This window comes from Bradyrhizobium sp. CB82 (assembly GCF_029714405.1).
Classification (GTDB): Bacteria; Pseudomonadota; Alphaproteobacteria; order Rhizobiales; family Xanthobacteraceae; genus Bradyrhizobium.
Genome location: NZ_CP121650.1, coordinates 6,666,923 through 6,681,251, shown reverse-complemented (window position 1 = coordinate 6,681,251; position 14,329 = coordinate 6,666,923). Strand labels below are relative to the sequence as shown.

The 14,329-nt window shown below is 59.1% G+C and carries 13 protein-coding genes; 11 read left to right on the top strand and 2 right to left on the bottom strand.

Annotation, left to right across the window (positions count from 1 at the left end; all coding sequences use genetic code 11):
• Positions 1-141 precede the first annotated feature (141 nt).
• Complete coding sequence (locus tag QA640_RS32440; protein WP_283036901.1) at positions 142-564, top strand: GFA family protein; 423 nt, start codon at positions 142-144, stop codon at positions 562-564.
• 113 nt (positions 565-677) lie between these two features.
• Here QA640_RS32440 and QA640_RS32435 read toward each other — a convergent pair whose 3' ends face one another.
• Positions 678-2,063 (bottom strand): FAD-dependent oxidoreductase, encoded by a 1,386-nt coding sequence (locus QA640_RS32435; RefSeq protein ID WP_283036900.1) that lies wholly within the window; start codon positions 2,061-2,063, stop codon positions 678-680.
• Positions 2,064-2,540: 477 nt separating this feature from the next.
• Here QA640_RS32435 and soxC point away from each other — a divergent pair, with 477 nt between their 5' ends.
• The 5 genes from soxC (at position 2,541) to QA640_RS32410 (ending at position 6,280) form a co-directional block, all read left to right on the top strand.
• Positions 2,541-3,956, top strand: coding sequence for a sulfite dehydrogenase (gene soxC, locus QA640_RS32430; protein WP_283036899.1), 1,416 nt, complete (start codon positions 2,541-2,543; stop codon positions 3,954-3,956).
• On the top strand, positions 3,943-4,482 hold the full coding sequence (locus tag QA640_RS32425) for a cytochrome c (RefSeq protein ID WP_283036898.1): 540 nt from the start codon (positions 3,943-3,945) through the stop codon (positions 4,480-4,482). The genes soxC and QA640_RS32425 overlap by 14 nt, the downstream gene beginning before the upstream one ends.
• A gap of 810 nt (positions 4,483-5,292) precedes the next feature.
• The gene (locus tag QA640_RS32420) at positions 5,293-5,874 is read left to right on the top strand and encodes an ABC transporter substrate binding protein (RefSeq protein WP_283036897.1); all 582 of its coding nucleotides are present in this window, start codon (positions 5,293-5,295) and stop codon (positions 5,872-5,874) included.
• A 16-nt stretch (positions 5,875-5,890) separates the two neighbouring features.
• Complete coding sequence (locus tag QA640_RS32415; RefSeq protein ID WP_283036896.1) at positions 5,891-6,127, top strand: hypothetical protein; 237 nt, start codon at positions 5,891-5,893, stop codon at positions 6,125-6,127.
• A gap of 12 nt (positions 6,128-6,139) precedes the next feature.
• Positions 6,140-6,280, top strand: coding sequence for an ABC transporter substrate binding protein (locus tag QA640_RS32410; protein WP_283036895.1), 141 nt, complete (start codon positions 6,140-6,142; stop codon positions 6,278-6,280).
• Positions 6,281-7,101: 821 nt separating this feature from the next.
• Here QA640_RS32410 and QA640_RS32405 read toward each other — a convergent pair.
• A complete protein-coding gene (locus QA640_RS32405; protein WP_283036894.1) occupies positions 7,102-7,764 on the bottom strand; it encodes a phytochelatin synthase family protein in 663 nt (220 codons plus the stop codon).
• A 195-nt stretch (positions 7,765-7,959) separates the two neighbouring features.
• On the opposite strand from QA640_RS32405, the gene QA640_RS32400 reads away from it, so the two are divergent.
• From QA640_RS32400 to QA640_RS32380, 5 genes are all read left to right on the top strand, one after another.
• A complete protein-coding gene (locus QA640_RS32400) occupies positions 7,960-9,189 on the top strand; it encodes an adenylate/guanylate cyclase domain-containing protein (protein ID WP_349253647.1) in 1,230 nt (409 codons plus the stop codon).
• A gap of 257 nt (positions 9,190-9,446) precedes the next feature.
• The gene (locus QA640_RS32395; protein ID WP_283036892.1) at positions 9,447-10,502 is read left to right on the top strand and encodes a class I SAM-dependent methyltransferase; all 1,056 of its coding nucleotides are present in this window, start codon (positions 9,447-9,449) and stop codon (positions 10,500-10,502) included.
• Positions 10,503-10,696: 194 nt separating this feature from the next.
• Complete coding sequence (locus QA640_RS32390) at positions 10,697-11,728, top strand: IS110 family transposase (RefSeq protein WP_283036891.1); 1,032 nt, start codon at positions 10,697-10,699, stop codon at positions 11,726-11,728.
• A gap of 368 nt (positions 11,729-12,096) precedes the next feature.
• Positions 12,097-13,074, top strand: coding sequence for an ABC transporter substrate-binding protein (locus QA640_RS32385; protein ID WP_283036890.1), 978 nt, complete (start codon positions 12,097-12,099; stop codon positions 13,072-13,074).
• A gap of 233 nt (positions 13,075-13,307) precedes the next feature.
• Positions 13,308-14,273: an ABC transporter substrate-binding protein gene (locus QA640_RS32380; RefSeq protein ID WP_283036889.1), complete on the top strand. Its 966-nt coding sequence runs from the start codon at positions 13,308-13,310 to the stop codon at positions 14,271-14,273.
• Positions 14,274-14,329: the final 56 nt, after the last annotated feature.

Below are 14,329 nucleotides of genomic sequence, written 5' to 3'. Positions count from 1 at the left end.
GCGACGCTCGTGGCCCGAGGTCGACATGCGAAGAACCGCGATTGCCTCATTGCGTTCTCCGATTGAGGGCTGCGGCGCGCCAATTGGTTTGTTACTGTAGCGCTCTTGTTGCCGTACGAACGAAGTCGATGGAGGTCGCCAATGTCTCATCTTGGAAGCTGCTTTTGCGGAGCAGTCAAACTGGAGGTCATGGGGTCACCGGAGGCGATGGGCTATTGTCATTGCAGTTCTTGTCGCTCGTGGTCCGGCGGACCCGTAAACGCCTTCAGCCTCTGGAAGCCCGAGGCGGTGCGGATCACATCGGGAGCCGAGCATGTCGCGATGTTCCAGAAGTCTGAGCTCAGTCAGCGTCAGTATTGCGCGAAATGCGGCGGCCACCTGATGACCAACCATCCGCCGCTGGGGTTGGTTGACGTTTTCGCTGCGACACTACCCACGTTGGAATTTTTGCCCGCTGTACACGTAAACTACGCCGAGACAGTTCTGCCGATGCGAGACGGCCTTCCCAAGATAAGGGATTTTCCGAAGGAGTTTGGTGGCTCAGGAGAGCTCGTCCCGGAATAAAGACGGGCGAACGCTGCATGGCGCGCGACTGACAGAGATAGCCGGAGCGTTCGCTCGTTCCGCAAAAAGGAGCGCTCCGACAAGAACCTTAGGCGCGACCGAACCGTGCGGCTCTACGAGTGCAGAGGTCTGATGTTCTGGTTCATGTGGAAGAAGTTCGTCGGGTCGTACTTGGCTTTCAAGGCGGCAAGGCGGTCGTAGTTGTCGCCGTAAGTGGCCCTAAGTCTGCTGTCGTCCCCATCCTCCATCATGAAATTCACATAGCCGCCGTCCGCGGAGTAAGGATGCACGGCCTCCCAATAGCCCTTGGTCCAGCGCGTGATTTCACCTGCTTTTTGCGGATTGGGATCGATGCCGGCGATGACCATCGACCAAGTCGCTTCGCGCGTGTTCCAGGCGGTGTCGCTCTTGCCAACGCGATGGACGGCGCCATCGATTGGATAGAGGTGCATGAGCGAAAGCGCGCTCGGTGCATTCCGCGCCTGCTCGATATGGGCGTCAATTGCTGCGTCTGTCAGCTCTTTTACGAAATCGCCGCGCCAGTACCATTGCAGGCCTTTCGGGAAGAACGGGTCGAACATGGATTGGAGGGCCGGATAAGGCATTTCGCCCATCCAGTTGAAGAGCGGCGCGGGCAGCCCATCGAGCAACCTGGCCATGACGGTCTGGCCATCTTCTGTCGGACCGTTGTAGCAGCCAATGATGGCGCAGGCGCGCTTGCCCTGATGTTCCGCCGGGAACGGGTCCACCGGTGGAACGGTCTTCAAACCGACGAAGACCCCGAGCTCCTCGGGAGCGCTAGGCAGGAAATCCCTGTACCTCTGCATGACGGTCCGGGCGTTTTCGAGATCCCAAAAGATCGGACCGGCATACACCATGTTCACCGGATGAGCCTGGAACAGGAAGCTCGTGACGATGCCGAAATTGCCGCCGCCGCCCCGCAAGCCCCAGTAAAGGTCAGCGTTCTCCGACTTGTTGGCGGTGACGATGCGTCCGTCAGCGAGCACGACATCCGCCTCGAGGAGATTGTCGATGGTGAGGCCATGCTTGCGGGTGAGATATCCGGTGCCGCCGCCGAGCGTAAGCCCGGCGATCCCGGTGGTCGATACAATGCCGGCCGGCACCGCAAGCCCGTAGACATGCGTAGCGTGGTCAACATCACCTTGCGTGCAGCCGGGACCGACGCGGACGGTGCGCGCGGCCGGATCGACCCGCACGCCTTTCATCATCGACATGTCGATCATCAGCCCGTCCTCGACACTGCTAAGGCCAGGCCCATTGTGCCCGCCTCCGCGGATCGCGACCTGGAGTTCGTTCGCCCTTGCAAAATTGACCGCGGCCACGACGTCAGCGACGTCGGCGCATCGCGCAATCATCACGGGACTCTTATCGATCATCCCGTTGTAGAGACTCCGCACGGCGTCATAATCGGCATCCATTCGCCTGATAACCGGGCCGCGCATGTTGCCGATGAAGGTTTCGGTGGCCATGGCCTGCATGATATCCTCCTGTTCCACCCATGATCGGTCATTGGGTCGGAGATCACTCATGAGGCCCCCGAGCGTTCTCCGCCCGCTGGGCAACGGTAGATCAAGCACAGCGCGCTCGCCATCACAAATCTACAACATATATACCTCCGGGCAGTCGGTCGACGAACCGCGTGCCTGCTCCAGGGTGCCGTGCCGCACGACCGCCGCCTTGGAGAGCGGCGACCGGGCAGCGCGCGCCTCGCACGACAGAGAGTCCGATCATGTGCCCATTGCTACATATTGCGCCGCCGCACGATGTCGGTAACTAACGGGGCAGAGCGGAAGTCGAAGTGTGGTCGTCTGTTGCAGGGGGCGACGCTCGTGACCCGGTTTTGACCAGATTGCTTGTGCGACATCCTTGCCAATTTGAAGGTCTTTTGGGTGGGCGTAGTCTTCTCTGGAGCTGCTTTTCGAGACAGGACGTGCCGACGTCTCCGTTCGAGGTGAATGGCAGCAGGAATGCCGTCGGCGGGCATGACGCTCAATAAAACCGACAGTTCTTTTTGTGCCGGTCCCTCACTGAGTACTCGCTGGTGCGCACGCAAGGGCGCGCAGAGTGCTTTATTTGATCGCAACGATGGGGTGCCGCTCATGTTTAGAAAAACACATCCCGAACTCGGCGATCCGGTGGCGGGCAACGGAATTCTAAGCCGCCGCATTTTTCTTGAAGGCGCGCTCGTTGTCGGTGCGACCAGTGCAGGCCTGTCCTGCGGATCGGCAGAACAGCTTACGGTGCAGCCGTGGATGAAGGTGCCGGGTCCGGGATTTGCGGGCTACGGCCAGCCCTCACCGTTCGAGAGCAAGGTCGTCAAAGTCTTTCCGCCGCCCCCCAACCCGGCCGGTGTCGGCTCGTCACGCACCCCGCTGCACATGCTCGAAGGAATGATCACGCCATCTGGGCTGCATTTCGAGCGTAGCCATTCCGGCATCCCGGAAATCGATCCCGATCAGCACCGACTGGTGATCCATGGACTTGTGAAGCGCCCGCTTGTGTTTACGGTCGAAGCGCTGTCGCGCTATCCGATGCAATCGCGCATCGCCTTCATCGAGTGTGGCGGCAACAGCCAGGCGCTCAACGCGCCCCAGGCCCAGCCGCTCAATGTGGCGGCTATTCACGGCCTGCTGGGTTGTGCGGAATGGACCGGAGTGCGGCTCTCCACGTTGCTTGACGAAGCCGGCATCGAACCTGAGGCGCGCTGGGTGATCGCCGAGGGCGCTGATGCTGCCGCCATGAGCCGCAGCATCCCGCTCAACAAGGCGATGGATGATGCGCTGCTCTGTCTCTATCAGAACGGCGAGCGAGTGCGGCCTTCGAACGGCTATCCGGTGCGGCTGCTGCTGCCTGGTTTCGAGGGCAACATGAATGTGAAGTGGCTGCGCCGGCTCAAGCTGACTGCCGTCCCCGCCATGACCAAAGACGAAACATCGAAATACACGATCCTGCTCAAGGATGAAAAGGCCTGGCAGTTCGTGTTCCCGATCGAAGTAAAATCCGTCATCACGCGTCCGTCGCCGGGACTCGTGCTGAGGGGATCGGGATTCTACGAGATTTCCGGGCTGGCCTGGTCGGGCAACGGCAGCATCCGGCAAGTCGACGTGTCGGCTGACGGCGGACGAAGCTGGGCGCCGGCAGCTTTGCAGGGCCCGATCCTACCAAAGGCGCCCGTGCGCTTCCGCGCAGCGTGGCAATGGAATGGCGGTCCCGCCGTGCTGCAGAGTCGCGCCACCGACGACACGGGCATGGTGCAGCCAACGCGCGTGCAGTTCGCCGACGAGCGCGGCTTGCGTGGGGTCTACCACTACAACGCCATCGCAAGCTGGCGCGTCGACGAGATGGGGGAGGCCAGCAATGTTTACGCTTAAACCCATTGCAGTCTGCGTATCCATGCTGACCATTGCACCGGCGGCCCTGGCCCAGGCCCCGCAGTTCGGGCAACCGATCGCGCCCGCCGACATCGCAGCGTGGGACATCAGCATCGGACCGGATGGCGCAGGTCTGCCGCCTGGTCGTGGCACCGCAATCGAGGGGGAAGCCATCTATGTAGCGAAATGTCAGGCCTGTCACGGCGAGAAGGGAATCAGCCCCAGTGTCGCACTAGCTGGAGCGCTGGTCGGCGGCATGGGCACACTGGCGCCGGGCAAAACACCGATAAAGACTGTGGGAAGTTTCTGGCCCTATGCAACAACGCTATTCGACTACATCCGCCGCGCAATGCCATTCCAAGAGTCGAAATCGCTCACTGCGGACGAACTCTACGCAGTATCGGCCTATATCCTTAATCTCAACGGGATCATTGAGCCGAACGACGTGATCGATGCGCACTCGCTGCCCAAGGTGAGGATGCCAAACCGCGACGGGTTTATCCCGTTCCCGCGTAATCCGAAGTAGGGGCCGGACCTTGGTCCGGTTATGTGCAGGTTTTTGGACGCTGGCAACAAAGCGGCTCCGCCCCCTCAACTGACCGGCGTCCAAAAAGCGCCAAGCACGAAGTCGCGGGAAGTTAGGCCCGGCTAAGCAGTGGGCGCTATGAGGAGAGGCGGCAACCCGACAGAGAACGCTTCCACAACTTCCGCGTTTCGGCATGAGGGTTGCACAGGAGTACTTTTAATGTTTGCGACATGTGTAATTTCAAATAGGTGCGCGTGGCAGAAATACCACATCCGACAACCACTGCGCGATTAAACGCTCGATCGATGTCCCGCGACATGGCGTGTATCAATTTCTTGCGAAGCCGAAATATAGACGGCACATTCAAGCAAACTGGTTGGCGCTTTCGTCAAGGCAATTTTCTATCATTGCGTTGTCGGTGCGGCTGATGATGTGGCTGGCCGCATGAAGATGCTGACCCGCGCGCGATCATGTGTTGCACGCCAACACTAGGCTGGTTGATCGTGTTGACCTTGCCACCCCGCTATCGCTGTCCTCTCAGCTGGCTACCGGCCTCTCGGCTCCTGCTCCCGCGCAGCGGGCTGGAGCGCAGCGACTTCGTGCCATGGCTCATCGCGACATCTCGCACCGCCGCAAAACTTCGGTCGCAAACTGGGCATAGCGGAAATTGACGGGCAGCCATCTACCGCAGGGGCGACGCTCGTGAGCCCGACCCGACATAGGTAGGGTTGAAATGCCGCAGCGCAGCCGGCTGCTGACGTGCCGAGGTTGTGCTACCTATTAAGAGCAGAGCACCGGAGGCGTTGAACAATGAAACGCCGCGACTTCATCACGTTGCTCGGCGGCGTGGTTGTGGCGTTGCCGCTTGATGCTGCGCGCGCGCAGGAACCGGGGCGGACCTATCGCATCGGTGCCTTATGGGGTGCGCAAAGCGTTAACGAGAGCCTCTACGTCTCTTGGCGCTCCGCCTTTCTCGATCCAGCGCGGCGGCACGGTTTTGTTGAAGGCCAGAACCTAACGCTTGATGACCGCGTCTTTGCGTCGGCTGTTTTTCCATTTTCGGAATGGGCGGACGAGCTAGTCAAGGCCCGAGTCGATGTCATTGTACCTGCCGGGGATTTGGCAATTCGCGCCGCTCAGAATGCGACCAAGACAACTCCGATCCTGGGGATGACAGACGATATGCTCGGAGCCGGACTGGTAACCTCGCTGGCGCGGCCAGACGGCAATACGACAGGCGTTAGCATCCTCGCGGCCGAGCTTGACGGCAAACGCCAGGAGATCCTGATCGAAGCAGTGCCAGGATTGCGCCGGATGGCGGCACTTGCCGATCCCAACAGAGCGGCTGTGAAACTTGAAGCCCTACGGGAGGCCGCGCGCGCGCAATATTGAGCTTTCAGTTCATCGGGTGGCCAGCAGCGAGGAAATTGTGGCGGCAATCAATACGGTTCAGGCATCAGGCCTGACCGCGCTCAACGTTTTGGCGTCCCCGCTGCTCTACGCCAAACGTAAGCTCATCATGGACCGGGCGAACGCGCTTAGCCTTCCGGCCATCTATCAATGGCCCGAAACAGCGGCCGAGGGCGGCTTTGCTGCGTACGGCCCAAGCCTCGTTGAGGTCTTTCGAGAGCCTTATGGCCGATAGCTTGTTCAGCTCTTGCGCGGTACCAAGCTCGCCGACATCCCGGTCGAACAGCCGACCAAGTTCGAGCTGGTGATCAACCTGAAGACCGCTAAGGCGATGGGTGTGACGGTTCCGGAGGGTCTATTGGCGCGCGCAGACAAGGTCATCGAGTGAGGCGATGCTGTTTGCTGCATTGCATGAGTCTGCACATGTGCCCTAGTGCGAAGTGCGGGCGCAATGTCGAATGGTCCGCTTATCGGAGCAGACCGGAAGCGGCTGGCCCCAAATGGCGCTGTTGCCGAGTAGGCCCAGGGAATTTCACCCTGAGCCTCTCACAGATCCGGATTTGAACCTCTCGATTCATCCGGCTCGTGCCATCGATTGAAGGCTGCCGCCTTCCGTTGAGCTTCGGGCTCCTCCCGTTGCCAGTTGGCCCGATTCATCGTCGATGACCCGGCCCCTTCGCTCTACGACCATTACAGCCGCTTCCTCGCTACTACGGAGCAGTCCGCCCCTCTCCGGCGCATTTGGTACTTTCGGCCTTGCGGTTGGCGCCGCTTGGGCCTTTTCCCTTGGCATCGCCGGCAAAGTTCTCACGTTCCTTACAAGAGCCTGGTTGAGCTTCGCGCCATCTACATGCCGGATGTCGCTCGGTCAGTATCAGGACATCCACCGAACTAATCCCGAAGGTAGGGTCAAGCCTCGGTTTTGACATCACCTAATCCGCTTTCGACACTTCATCGACGGTTCGCTTGCGCTCGCCTCTCTCAACCGTACCTGCCGGGATCATGGTCCCGACGTTTCCGCAGCGCTCACCACCGTGGCTTTTGACCAAAGCGGCCTGCGGTGGCTTGGGATCAGCGACCTGATCGCCGAACCCGAAGGACCTACCTTCATCTCCTATAAAGTTGCGCGGAGCCGTTTGGACCGGCTACGCTTCGTGACACAAGACCCTGAGCGGACCATTGGGGATGAAAATTCACACGGACGTGACGTTACTTGCCTTCGATCAGGAGCAGTCCGCGTTTTTTGTCGCCGTCGAGGGTATCCATCGCAGAGAACAGCCGCTGGCGCTGGATCAGCCAAGGCTTGTAACTTTCATTCACATCAAGGACGAACACCAAATCCTCGGCTTCCAAATAGCCTCCGATCGGTGAAAAGTGACCGACGCCGCCGCCAAAAATTTTTTCTCGGGCAAAATTGATAATGTAGCGGCGGCCGGGGTCGTTGCTGCGCTTCATATGCTCGCGGAATTCCTCAGCCGTTAAGTTCCGAAGCACTGTGATGCTTCGATGGGTTTTGGTTCGCGCGATGTCCGCAAGCTCGTCGAGCGTAAGCCCCAGAAAGCAAATGCCGGTCCAACACTTACCGGTGCCTTCGAGCACTTCGGCCTCAGTTGTCTCGTGCTCGCCGAGCGAACGAAACGTGTTGGCGACACTGGCAGGGCCACAGCGCGAGCCATTCGATTGCCACGTGACTTCCGTCTTGAATGTGGTCGCGACCGGAAGCTGCCACGCGCGGTTGATCAGTTCTGGCCTGTGTATGACTGAAGATTGGATCGCCTCAGGCGACACGCTCGGCAGAATAACGGCGAAATAGGCAGAGCCGCTAAGCAGTAGGAAGCCGACTGCTACGCCGAACCATCCGATGCGCTTCATCTAAGTACCCTTATACCGGGCAGCATCACAATGGTATCACATTCGAATGCCTCTGCCACGAACGAGAACGGAACTCTGGAGCCTTCCATCAGGCACCAGCCACGTATGGACGTTGGCTCGAAAAGAGTTCAAAATTTCAACGTTGCGAATTTGGTCGTGGAGTGCCCGCCGAATCATTTCTTGCGGATACCTCCGATGAGCGTGCTTCAAGCGCTTAGCTACGGTACCGAACGATACCCGCCGAAAGTCGCCAGGCGACTATGCGTCTTAAACTTCGGCTGTTGGGCAGTAGCATCTATGGCGATGGCCTTCGCTATTGTTTATCTCCCCGAGGTCAAGCTTCGCACAGTGGTCATCATTGACGTCGTGATGGCGGCCTGTGTCGCTGCGATTCCACTGCTGCACCGGGTTGGCCCACAAGCCGCGCCAATTGCCTTTCTCCTGGTCGGCTATCCAGGAAGCTTCATCGTCTGCTTCCTCCTCGGTACAGACAGCGGGATGCAGATGCAATACATGGCATATGCCGCTTGCGCGGTCCTGATTCTAGGGCCTGAGCCGCTCTACCTTCCGATCCTCTTTGGCGTTCTCGCCTTAGCACTGACGATTGCCCTGGAAGTCTTTGCACCCCGCGACGGCGGCTTGCTAAGCAAGGAAGCGATGCTCGCCAGTTTCATAGGATGTGCAACGGGAACCGGTGCCATCATGTTCGCGGTCGTATTCTATGCCGTTCGGACAGCCACACGGGCCGAGTTGACAGCCGAGTCTGAATACGAACGCTCCGAGGGCTTGCTTTTGAACATCTTGCCTGCCGCGGTGGCCGATCGGCTCAAAACTCCAATACCTCAGATCATAGCCGACAAGTACGAGGATGCATCCGTTCTTTTTGCCGATATGGCTGGGTCTACCGCTGCAGCCAGCGCCGTTGCCCCGGCTGATGTCGTGATGTTCCTGAATAAGATTTTCACTGCCTTCGATTGTCTTGTTGAGCGCCACGGACTTGAGAAGATCAAAACGACGGGCGATGGCTACGTGGTTGTGAGCGGCGTGCCCGTTGTGCGACCAGATCACGCGACAGCTCTAATCCAATTCGCCATCGAGATGCGGAATGCAGCAGCTCGGATCCAGGACCTTCATGGACATAAACTGTCCATCCGAATTGGCATAGCCAGCGGGCCGGTTGTTGCCGGCGTCGTGGGAACGAAGAAATTCTTCTATGATGTTTGGGGCGATACCGTGAATGTGGCGTCGCGCATGGAGTCGACAGGTTTGCCGGGTAGAATTCAAGTTTCAACGGAGACCTACGAACGCGTCAAGGACAAGTTTGAATTCGAAAGCCGTGGCCCTATCGATGTTAAAGGAAAGGGCAAGATCGCAACTTGGTTCGTGATCGGCCCGAAGAAGTGCGGATCTGTAGCAGAAGCATAGAGTTCGTCGTCTCTCGCAAACGCGCCAACGGCTGCTGTTGTGCCCGTCGCGACATCTCGCACCGCCGCAAACCTTCGGTCGCAAACGGGGCATAGCAGAAATCGACGGGCGGCAATCTACTGCAGCGGGTGCGACGCTCGTGCCCCAAACCGGAAGATAGCAGCGTTTGACGCTCAGCAGAACAGGAGTAGTCTCGCCCTGCTTGGTGCTTGGCAATTCATTTCCCGTGATTCGTAGTCGTTGCTCTGGAGATGGCCATGGATAAGACGAGGGTCAGGGCATTTGCCGATAAGGTTTACGCTGACATGGCCGGAACGATGGCGGTCGGCATGGCCTACGTGGGCGTCAAACGCGGCTTGTTTCGCGCGATGGCCGGTAAGGGGCCAATGACCGCTGTACAAGTGGCCCAAGTTTCCCGGCTGCAGCCCCGATATGTGGAGGAGTGGCTCAAGGGAATGGCTTGCGCGGGGTATCTTGCCTATGACCCGGCGGCCGAGACCTTTGAATTGGTCGATGAGAGCGCCTTTCTGCTTGCCTCTGAAGGCACGGATCACTTCATGGGCGGGCTATTTCTTATTGCGCCGGCGCTGCTGCGTGTTGCCCCTTTGGTCGCGGAGGCATTCGAGAAGGGCGGAGGCGTCGCATTCGACGAGATAGGGAGCGATGGAATTGAAGCGCTCGACTGGCTTAATTGCGGTCAATATGAGCACCGCCTCATAAGCCAATGGCTTGACACGCTTCCCGATGTGGTTGATCGCCTCAAACTGGGTGGTCGCGTGCTCGACGTTGGCTGCGGAGTTGGCCGGGTCAGCATCGCGATCGCCAAGGCATTTCCCGACTGCCAAGTCGTGGGTGTTGATCCAAACGAGCAATCGATCGCGCGGGCACGCGCGGCCGCCGCAGCAGAACGGATCGGTCCGCGCCTGCAGTTTCACGCTCAGACCACACGTGAACTTGATGCGAGCGGCGGATTCGACCTGATCACGGCCTGCGACTGCGTCCATGACTTCGCAGCCCCGCACACCACATTGCGCGAGATGCGCTCGCTGCTGAAACCAAATGGTGTCGTGTTCACCATGGAACCCAAGGCTGCCGACAGGCTCGAGGACAATATCAACGCGCTTGGCACCGTCTATTATGGATTCAGCGTGTTACACTGCATGACGCAATCGCTGGCGCAAGGAGGGCCTGGACTTGGGACCTGCATGGGGCCAGCGCGCACGGAAAAGCTCTTTCGCGAAGCGGGGTTCACGCGCTTCCAGCAGCTCGACATCAAGAACCATACTAATGTGTTCTTCGCCGCGCGCCCCTAAGGAGTCTGCAATTGTGCCCATCGCGACATATCGCACCGCCGCAAAACCTCGGTCTCAAACGGAGCATAGCGGAAGTCGACGGGCAGCCATGGCAGAGGGCGACGCTCGTGATGTGGTGGACGACGCCCGCTCCCGGCATCGAACGTGCCATAGGGTGATTGTTGAACAACGAATCACCGGAGGGGGTCGTCCAAATGCAAGTTAACACGATCGGCGTTGATCTCGCCAAGAACATGTTCCAAGTGCACGGCGTGGATAGTGCGGGCAAGGTCGTCATCAGCCGTCGGTTGCGGCGCAATCAGGTCATCGACTTCCTAAGCAAGATTCCTCCATGCCTGGTCGGCATGGAAGCCTGCGGAACCGCTCATCATTGGGCGCGTGAAGTCTCCAAGCTTGGTCAAACTGTGCGTCTGATGCCGCCGAGCTACGTCAAGGGCTATGTCAAACGGTCGAAAAACGATGCTGCCGACGCAGCCGCCATCTGTGAGGCCGTGACACGCCCATCGATGCGGTTCGTGCCGATCAAGTCGGCCGATCAGCAAGCCTTGCTGATGTTGCATCGAACGCGGGATCTTTTAATCCGTCAGCGCACGCAGCTGATCAATGCGCTCCGACCCCACCTTGCCGAGTTCGGCCTCGTTGCGGAGACGGGACACGAAGGTCTCGCGCAGCTTGCCGCGATCATCACGGACGAGAGTAGTCGCGAAGCTCTTCCGTCCGCAATGAAACAGGCGCTGCAGGCCATTGTCGATCAACTCGCTGCTTTGGAATTGCAGATCGGGGCTCTGGATCGGGCCATTCACGCCCATCATCGTGCCAACGATACGAGCTGCCGCCTCGAGACCGTGCCGGGGATAGGCGTGATCGGGGCCACGGCCATCGCTTCCACTGTCACAGACCCGAATGCCGTCAAATCCGGTCGCGATTTTGCCGCATGGATCGGACTTGTGCCACGGCAGCACTCGACGGGCGGCAAGGAGCGGCTCGGCCGCATCTCCAAGCAGGGAGATCGCTATCTCCGACGATTGCTCGTCATCGGTGCAACAGCGGTTGTGCGACACGCCCGGCAGTATCCGCAAAAGCATCCCTGGGTCATGAAGCTGCTGGCCAAGAAGCCGGCCAAGCTCGTCGCCGTTGCCGTTGCCAATAAGATGGCGCGCATCGCTTGGACGATCATGGTCAAAGGAGGACACTATCGAGCGCCGGAGCTTGCTGCAGCCACCTGAAGAGGCTTGGCAATGGCAGCGTGAGGCGACGGCGGAGCAAGGCAATCGAATTGCGAGGGTGATGATGGCGTGATGCGAAACGGTCGAGCCGTCGATTGGGACAACCCGCTTCTGGGTCATGGGCGTCAAAGCCCGTGCTCGTGATTGGGACCCCGCGGACTACATCAGGGCCAGCGGTCATGGTGCCGCGCAAACAGAGGCCGGACACATGACTTGCACCCGACCGCGAGCCGAACGTCAGATTCTTCTTGCAATGCGGGCGTCGTCCACACATGACCCAAACCGAACTACTCGGAGAGCTCACAACCTCTCTTTAGGCTGCCCACTTTAGCCAGTATGATCTCCATTCTCAGTCCGTGGGGGACCTCATGAGGCGACGGGAGTTTATAGCGGGTCTGGGTGCTGCCGCAGCTTCGCCTCTTTCGGTGCGTGGGCAGCAGGCACCAAAGCGGGTGCCGCGGGTCGGGGTTCTCATTGGTTTCGCGGAACAGGATTCGGCTACCCAGCGTTTGGTTGCTGCTTTCGTCAAGAGTCTCGGCGATCTAGGTTGGGCGGTAGATCGCGACGTCTCCATTGAACTTCGTTATAGTGGTGGGAATTCTGAGAAGAATCGGGCTCTTGCGAAGGAGCTGGTTGCGCTCAAGCCCGACGTGATTTTTGTCAATTCCACATCGGCCACTCTCGCTGTGCAAGGCGCGACGAGCACCGTGCCGGTGGTCTTCGCCACAGTCTCCGATCCAGTCGGCAGCGGCATTGTGGCCAGCTTGGCGCGACCTGGCGGCAACATCACCGGGTTTGTAAATGTGGAAGGATCAATTGCCGGAAAGTGGCTCGGGTTCTTGAAGGAGGTGGCGCCAAACGTCAAGGCCGCCGGTCTAATGTACAATCCCACGACTGCAACCTATTTCGAATATTATCTGAAGCCATTCATGGCGGCAGCTGAAGCTACTAATGTAAGGCCGTTTACTCTTCAAGTCGGCAGCGCTGCAGATATTGAGCGAGCGTTCAGGGAAAGGACGCCCGGCGAAGGTATCGTGGCGATGAGCGATCCGTTCCTCACCGTGAACAGCGCCTTGATCCGCGAGATGGAGCTACAGTTTCGCATTCCGGTCGTTTCTGGAGTTTCGCGAAGCGGTTCTCTCCTGTCCTATGCTCCGAATACTGAAGATCTGTTTCAACGCTCTGGCGCTTATGTTGACAAAATATTACGCGGGGCGCGGCCCGGCGATTTACCGGTGCAACTACCCACCAAGTTCGACTTGATCATCAACCTGAGGACAGCAAAAGCGCTCGGTCTCAAAGTGCCCCAGACCATCATCGCTGAAGCCGATGAGATGATCGAGTAACCCTACTTAGGTCCAGTGTTGTGCCCAAGGCGACGAAGCTGGAAACGCTGCGCCGGTCCGCTGTCAGGGTTAGACCGGACGTGTGCCTCGTGATCCTCGACCGGCGCTTTTGACCCTAGCGGGCATGCGCCATCGCGGCGCGCTTGGCGACGCAGCATTTGCACCCATTGAGTGCGACGACCATCGAAACCTGATACTCTGCACCCGCCTCCTCATGCTGCGATGAGGATCGAGTGAAGCGGCGGGAGTTCATAGCTACTATTGCGGCGCTGCTCGTTTCGCCACGGCGTGCGCGAGCACAAGGGGCGTCTCGCCGGCTGGGGCTACTTGGCGCTTTTGAAAATTTTCAAATCCTTAAAGTCTGGCATGAGGGCCTGCGCGATCACGGCTGGATTGAGGGGAAGAACCTGAGTATTGACTACCGATATTTCGGGGATCATTCGGAGCGCGCCCCGGCTCTGGGGGCTGAACTCGTAGCCCTCAAGCCGGATCTGCTCTTTGCCCCTAACCCCCAAGCAGCCGTGGCCCTGAAATCGGCAACTGCCGATATTCCGATAGTATTCGTGTCTGTGGCCGATCCAGTGGGGCTCGGTCTTGTCCAAAGCCTCTCGCGTCCAGGCGGCAACATAACCGGGTTGACGGAGCTCGTGCCTGGAGAATGGATCGCAAAACGGATAGAAGTCCTCAGGGAACTGGTTCCTAGCGCCTCAAAAATTGCGCTCCTGATTAATCCGCGCAACCCTCAGCACAAGCTACGACTAACTGACGAGGTGCCCCGTGCCGCTGGCCTCGGCATGACTCTTCTGGTAGTTGAGGCAACTACGCCTGAGGAACTTGATGCCGCATTTGCTTCGGCCGCTGCACAACACGCCGATGCAATCGTTATTTTCGGCGATCCGCTGACCGCTCAGAATGCCCCACGAGTTGTCGCGCTTGCGGCGAAGCATCATCTGCCCGCGAGTTATCTTTTCCGACAATTCGCCGATGGCGGGTTGATCGTCTATGGGCCCGATCTAGCCGATCTATTCCGCCGCGCAAGCGGCTACATCGACAAAATCCTCAAAGGCACCAAACCTTCCGATCTGCCGGTAGAGCAGCCGACCAAATTCGAGCTAGTGATCAACATGAAGACGGCCAAAGCGCTCGGCCTCACTGTGCCACCATCGCTACTCGTTCGCGCCGATGAGGTGATCGAATAGAGATGTCGGTTGCTGCGGCGCATTGAGTCCGGTTATGTGCCCATCGCGACATCCCG

Bases quoted from the DNA above. Each gene is read 5' to 3' on its own strand.
- QA640_RS32440 (WP_283036901.1), top strand. From the start codon at position 142: ATGTCTCATCTTGGAAGCTGCTTTTGCGGAGCAGTCAAACTGGAGGTC.
- QA640_RS32435 (WP_283036900.1), bottom strand. From the start codon at position 2,063: ATGCAGGCCATGGCCACCGAAACCTTCATCGGCAACATGCGCGGCCCG.
- soxC (WP_283036899.1), top strand. From the start codon at position 2,541: ATGGCAGCAGGAATGCCGTCGGCGGGCATGACGCTCAATAAAACCGAC.
- QA640_RS32425 (WP_283036898.1), top strand. From the start codon at position 3,943: ATGTTTACGCTTAAACCCATTGCAGTCTGCGTATCCATGCTGACCATT.
- QA640_RS32420 (WP_283036897.1), top strand. From the start codon at position 5,293: ATGAAACGCCGCGACTTCATCACGTTGCTCGGCGGCGTGGTTGTGGCG.
- QA640_RS32405 (WP_283036894.1), bottom strand. From the start codon at position 7,764: ATGAAGCGCATCGGATGGTTCGGCGTAGCAGTCGGCTTCCTACTGCTT.
- QA640_RS32400 (WP_349253647.1), top strand. From the start codon at position 7,960: ATGAGCGTGCTTCAAGCGCTTAGCTACGGTACCGAACGATACCCGCCG.
- QA640_RS32395 (WP_283036892.1), top strand. From the start codon at position 9,447: ATGGATAAGACGAGGGTCAGGGCATTTGCCGATAAGGTTTACGCTGAC.
- QA640_RS32390 (WP_283036891.1), top strand. From the start codon at position 10,697: ATGCAAGTTAACACGATCGGCGTTGATCTCGCCAAGAACATGTTCCAA.
- QA640_RS32385 (WP_283036890.1), top strand. From the start codon at position 12,097: ATGAGGCGACGGGAGTTTATAGCGGGTCTGGGTGCTGCCGCAGCTTCG.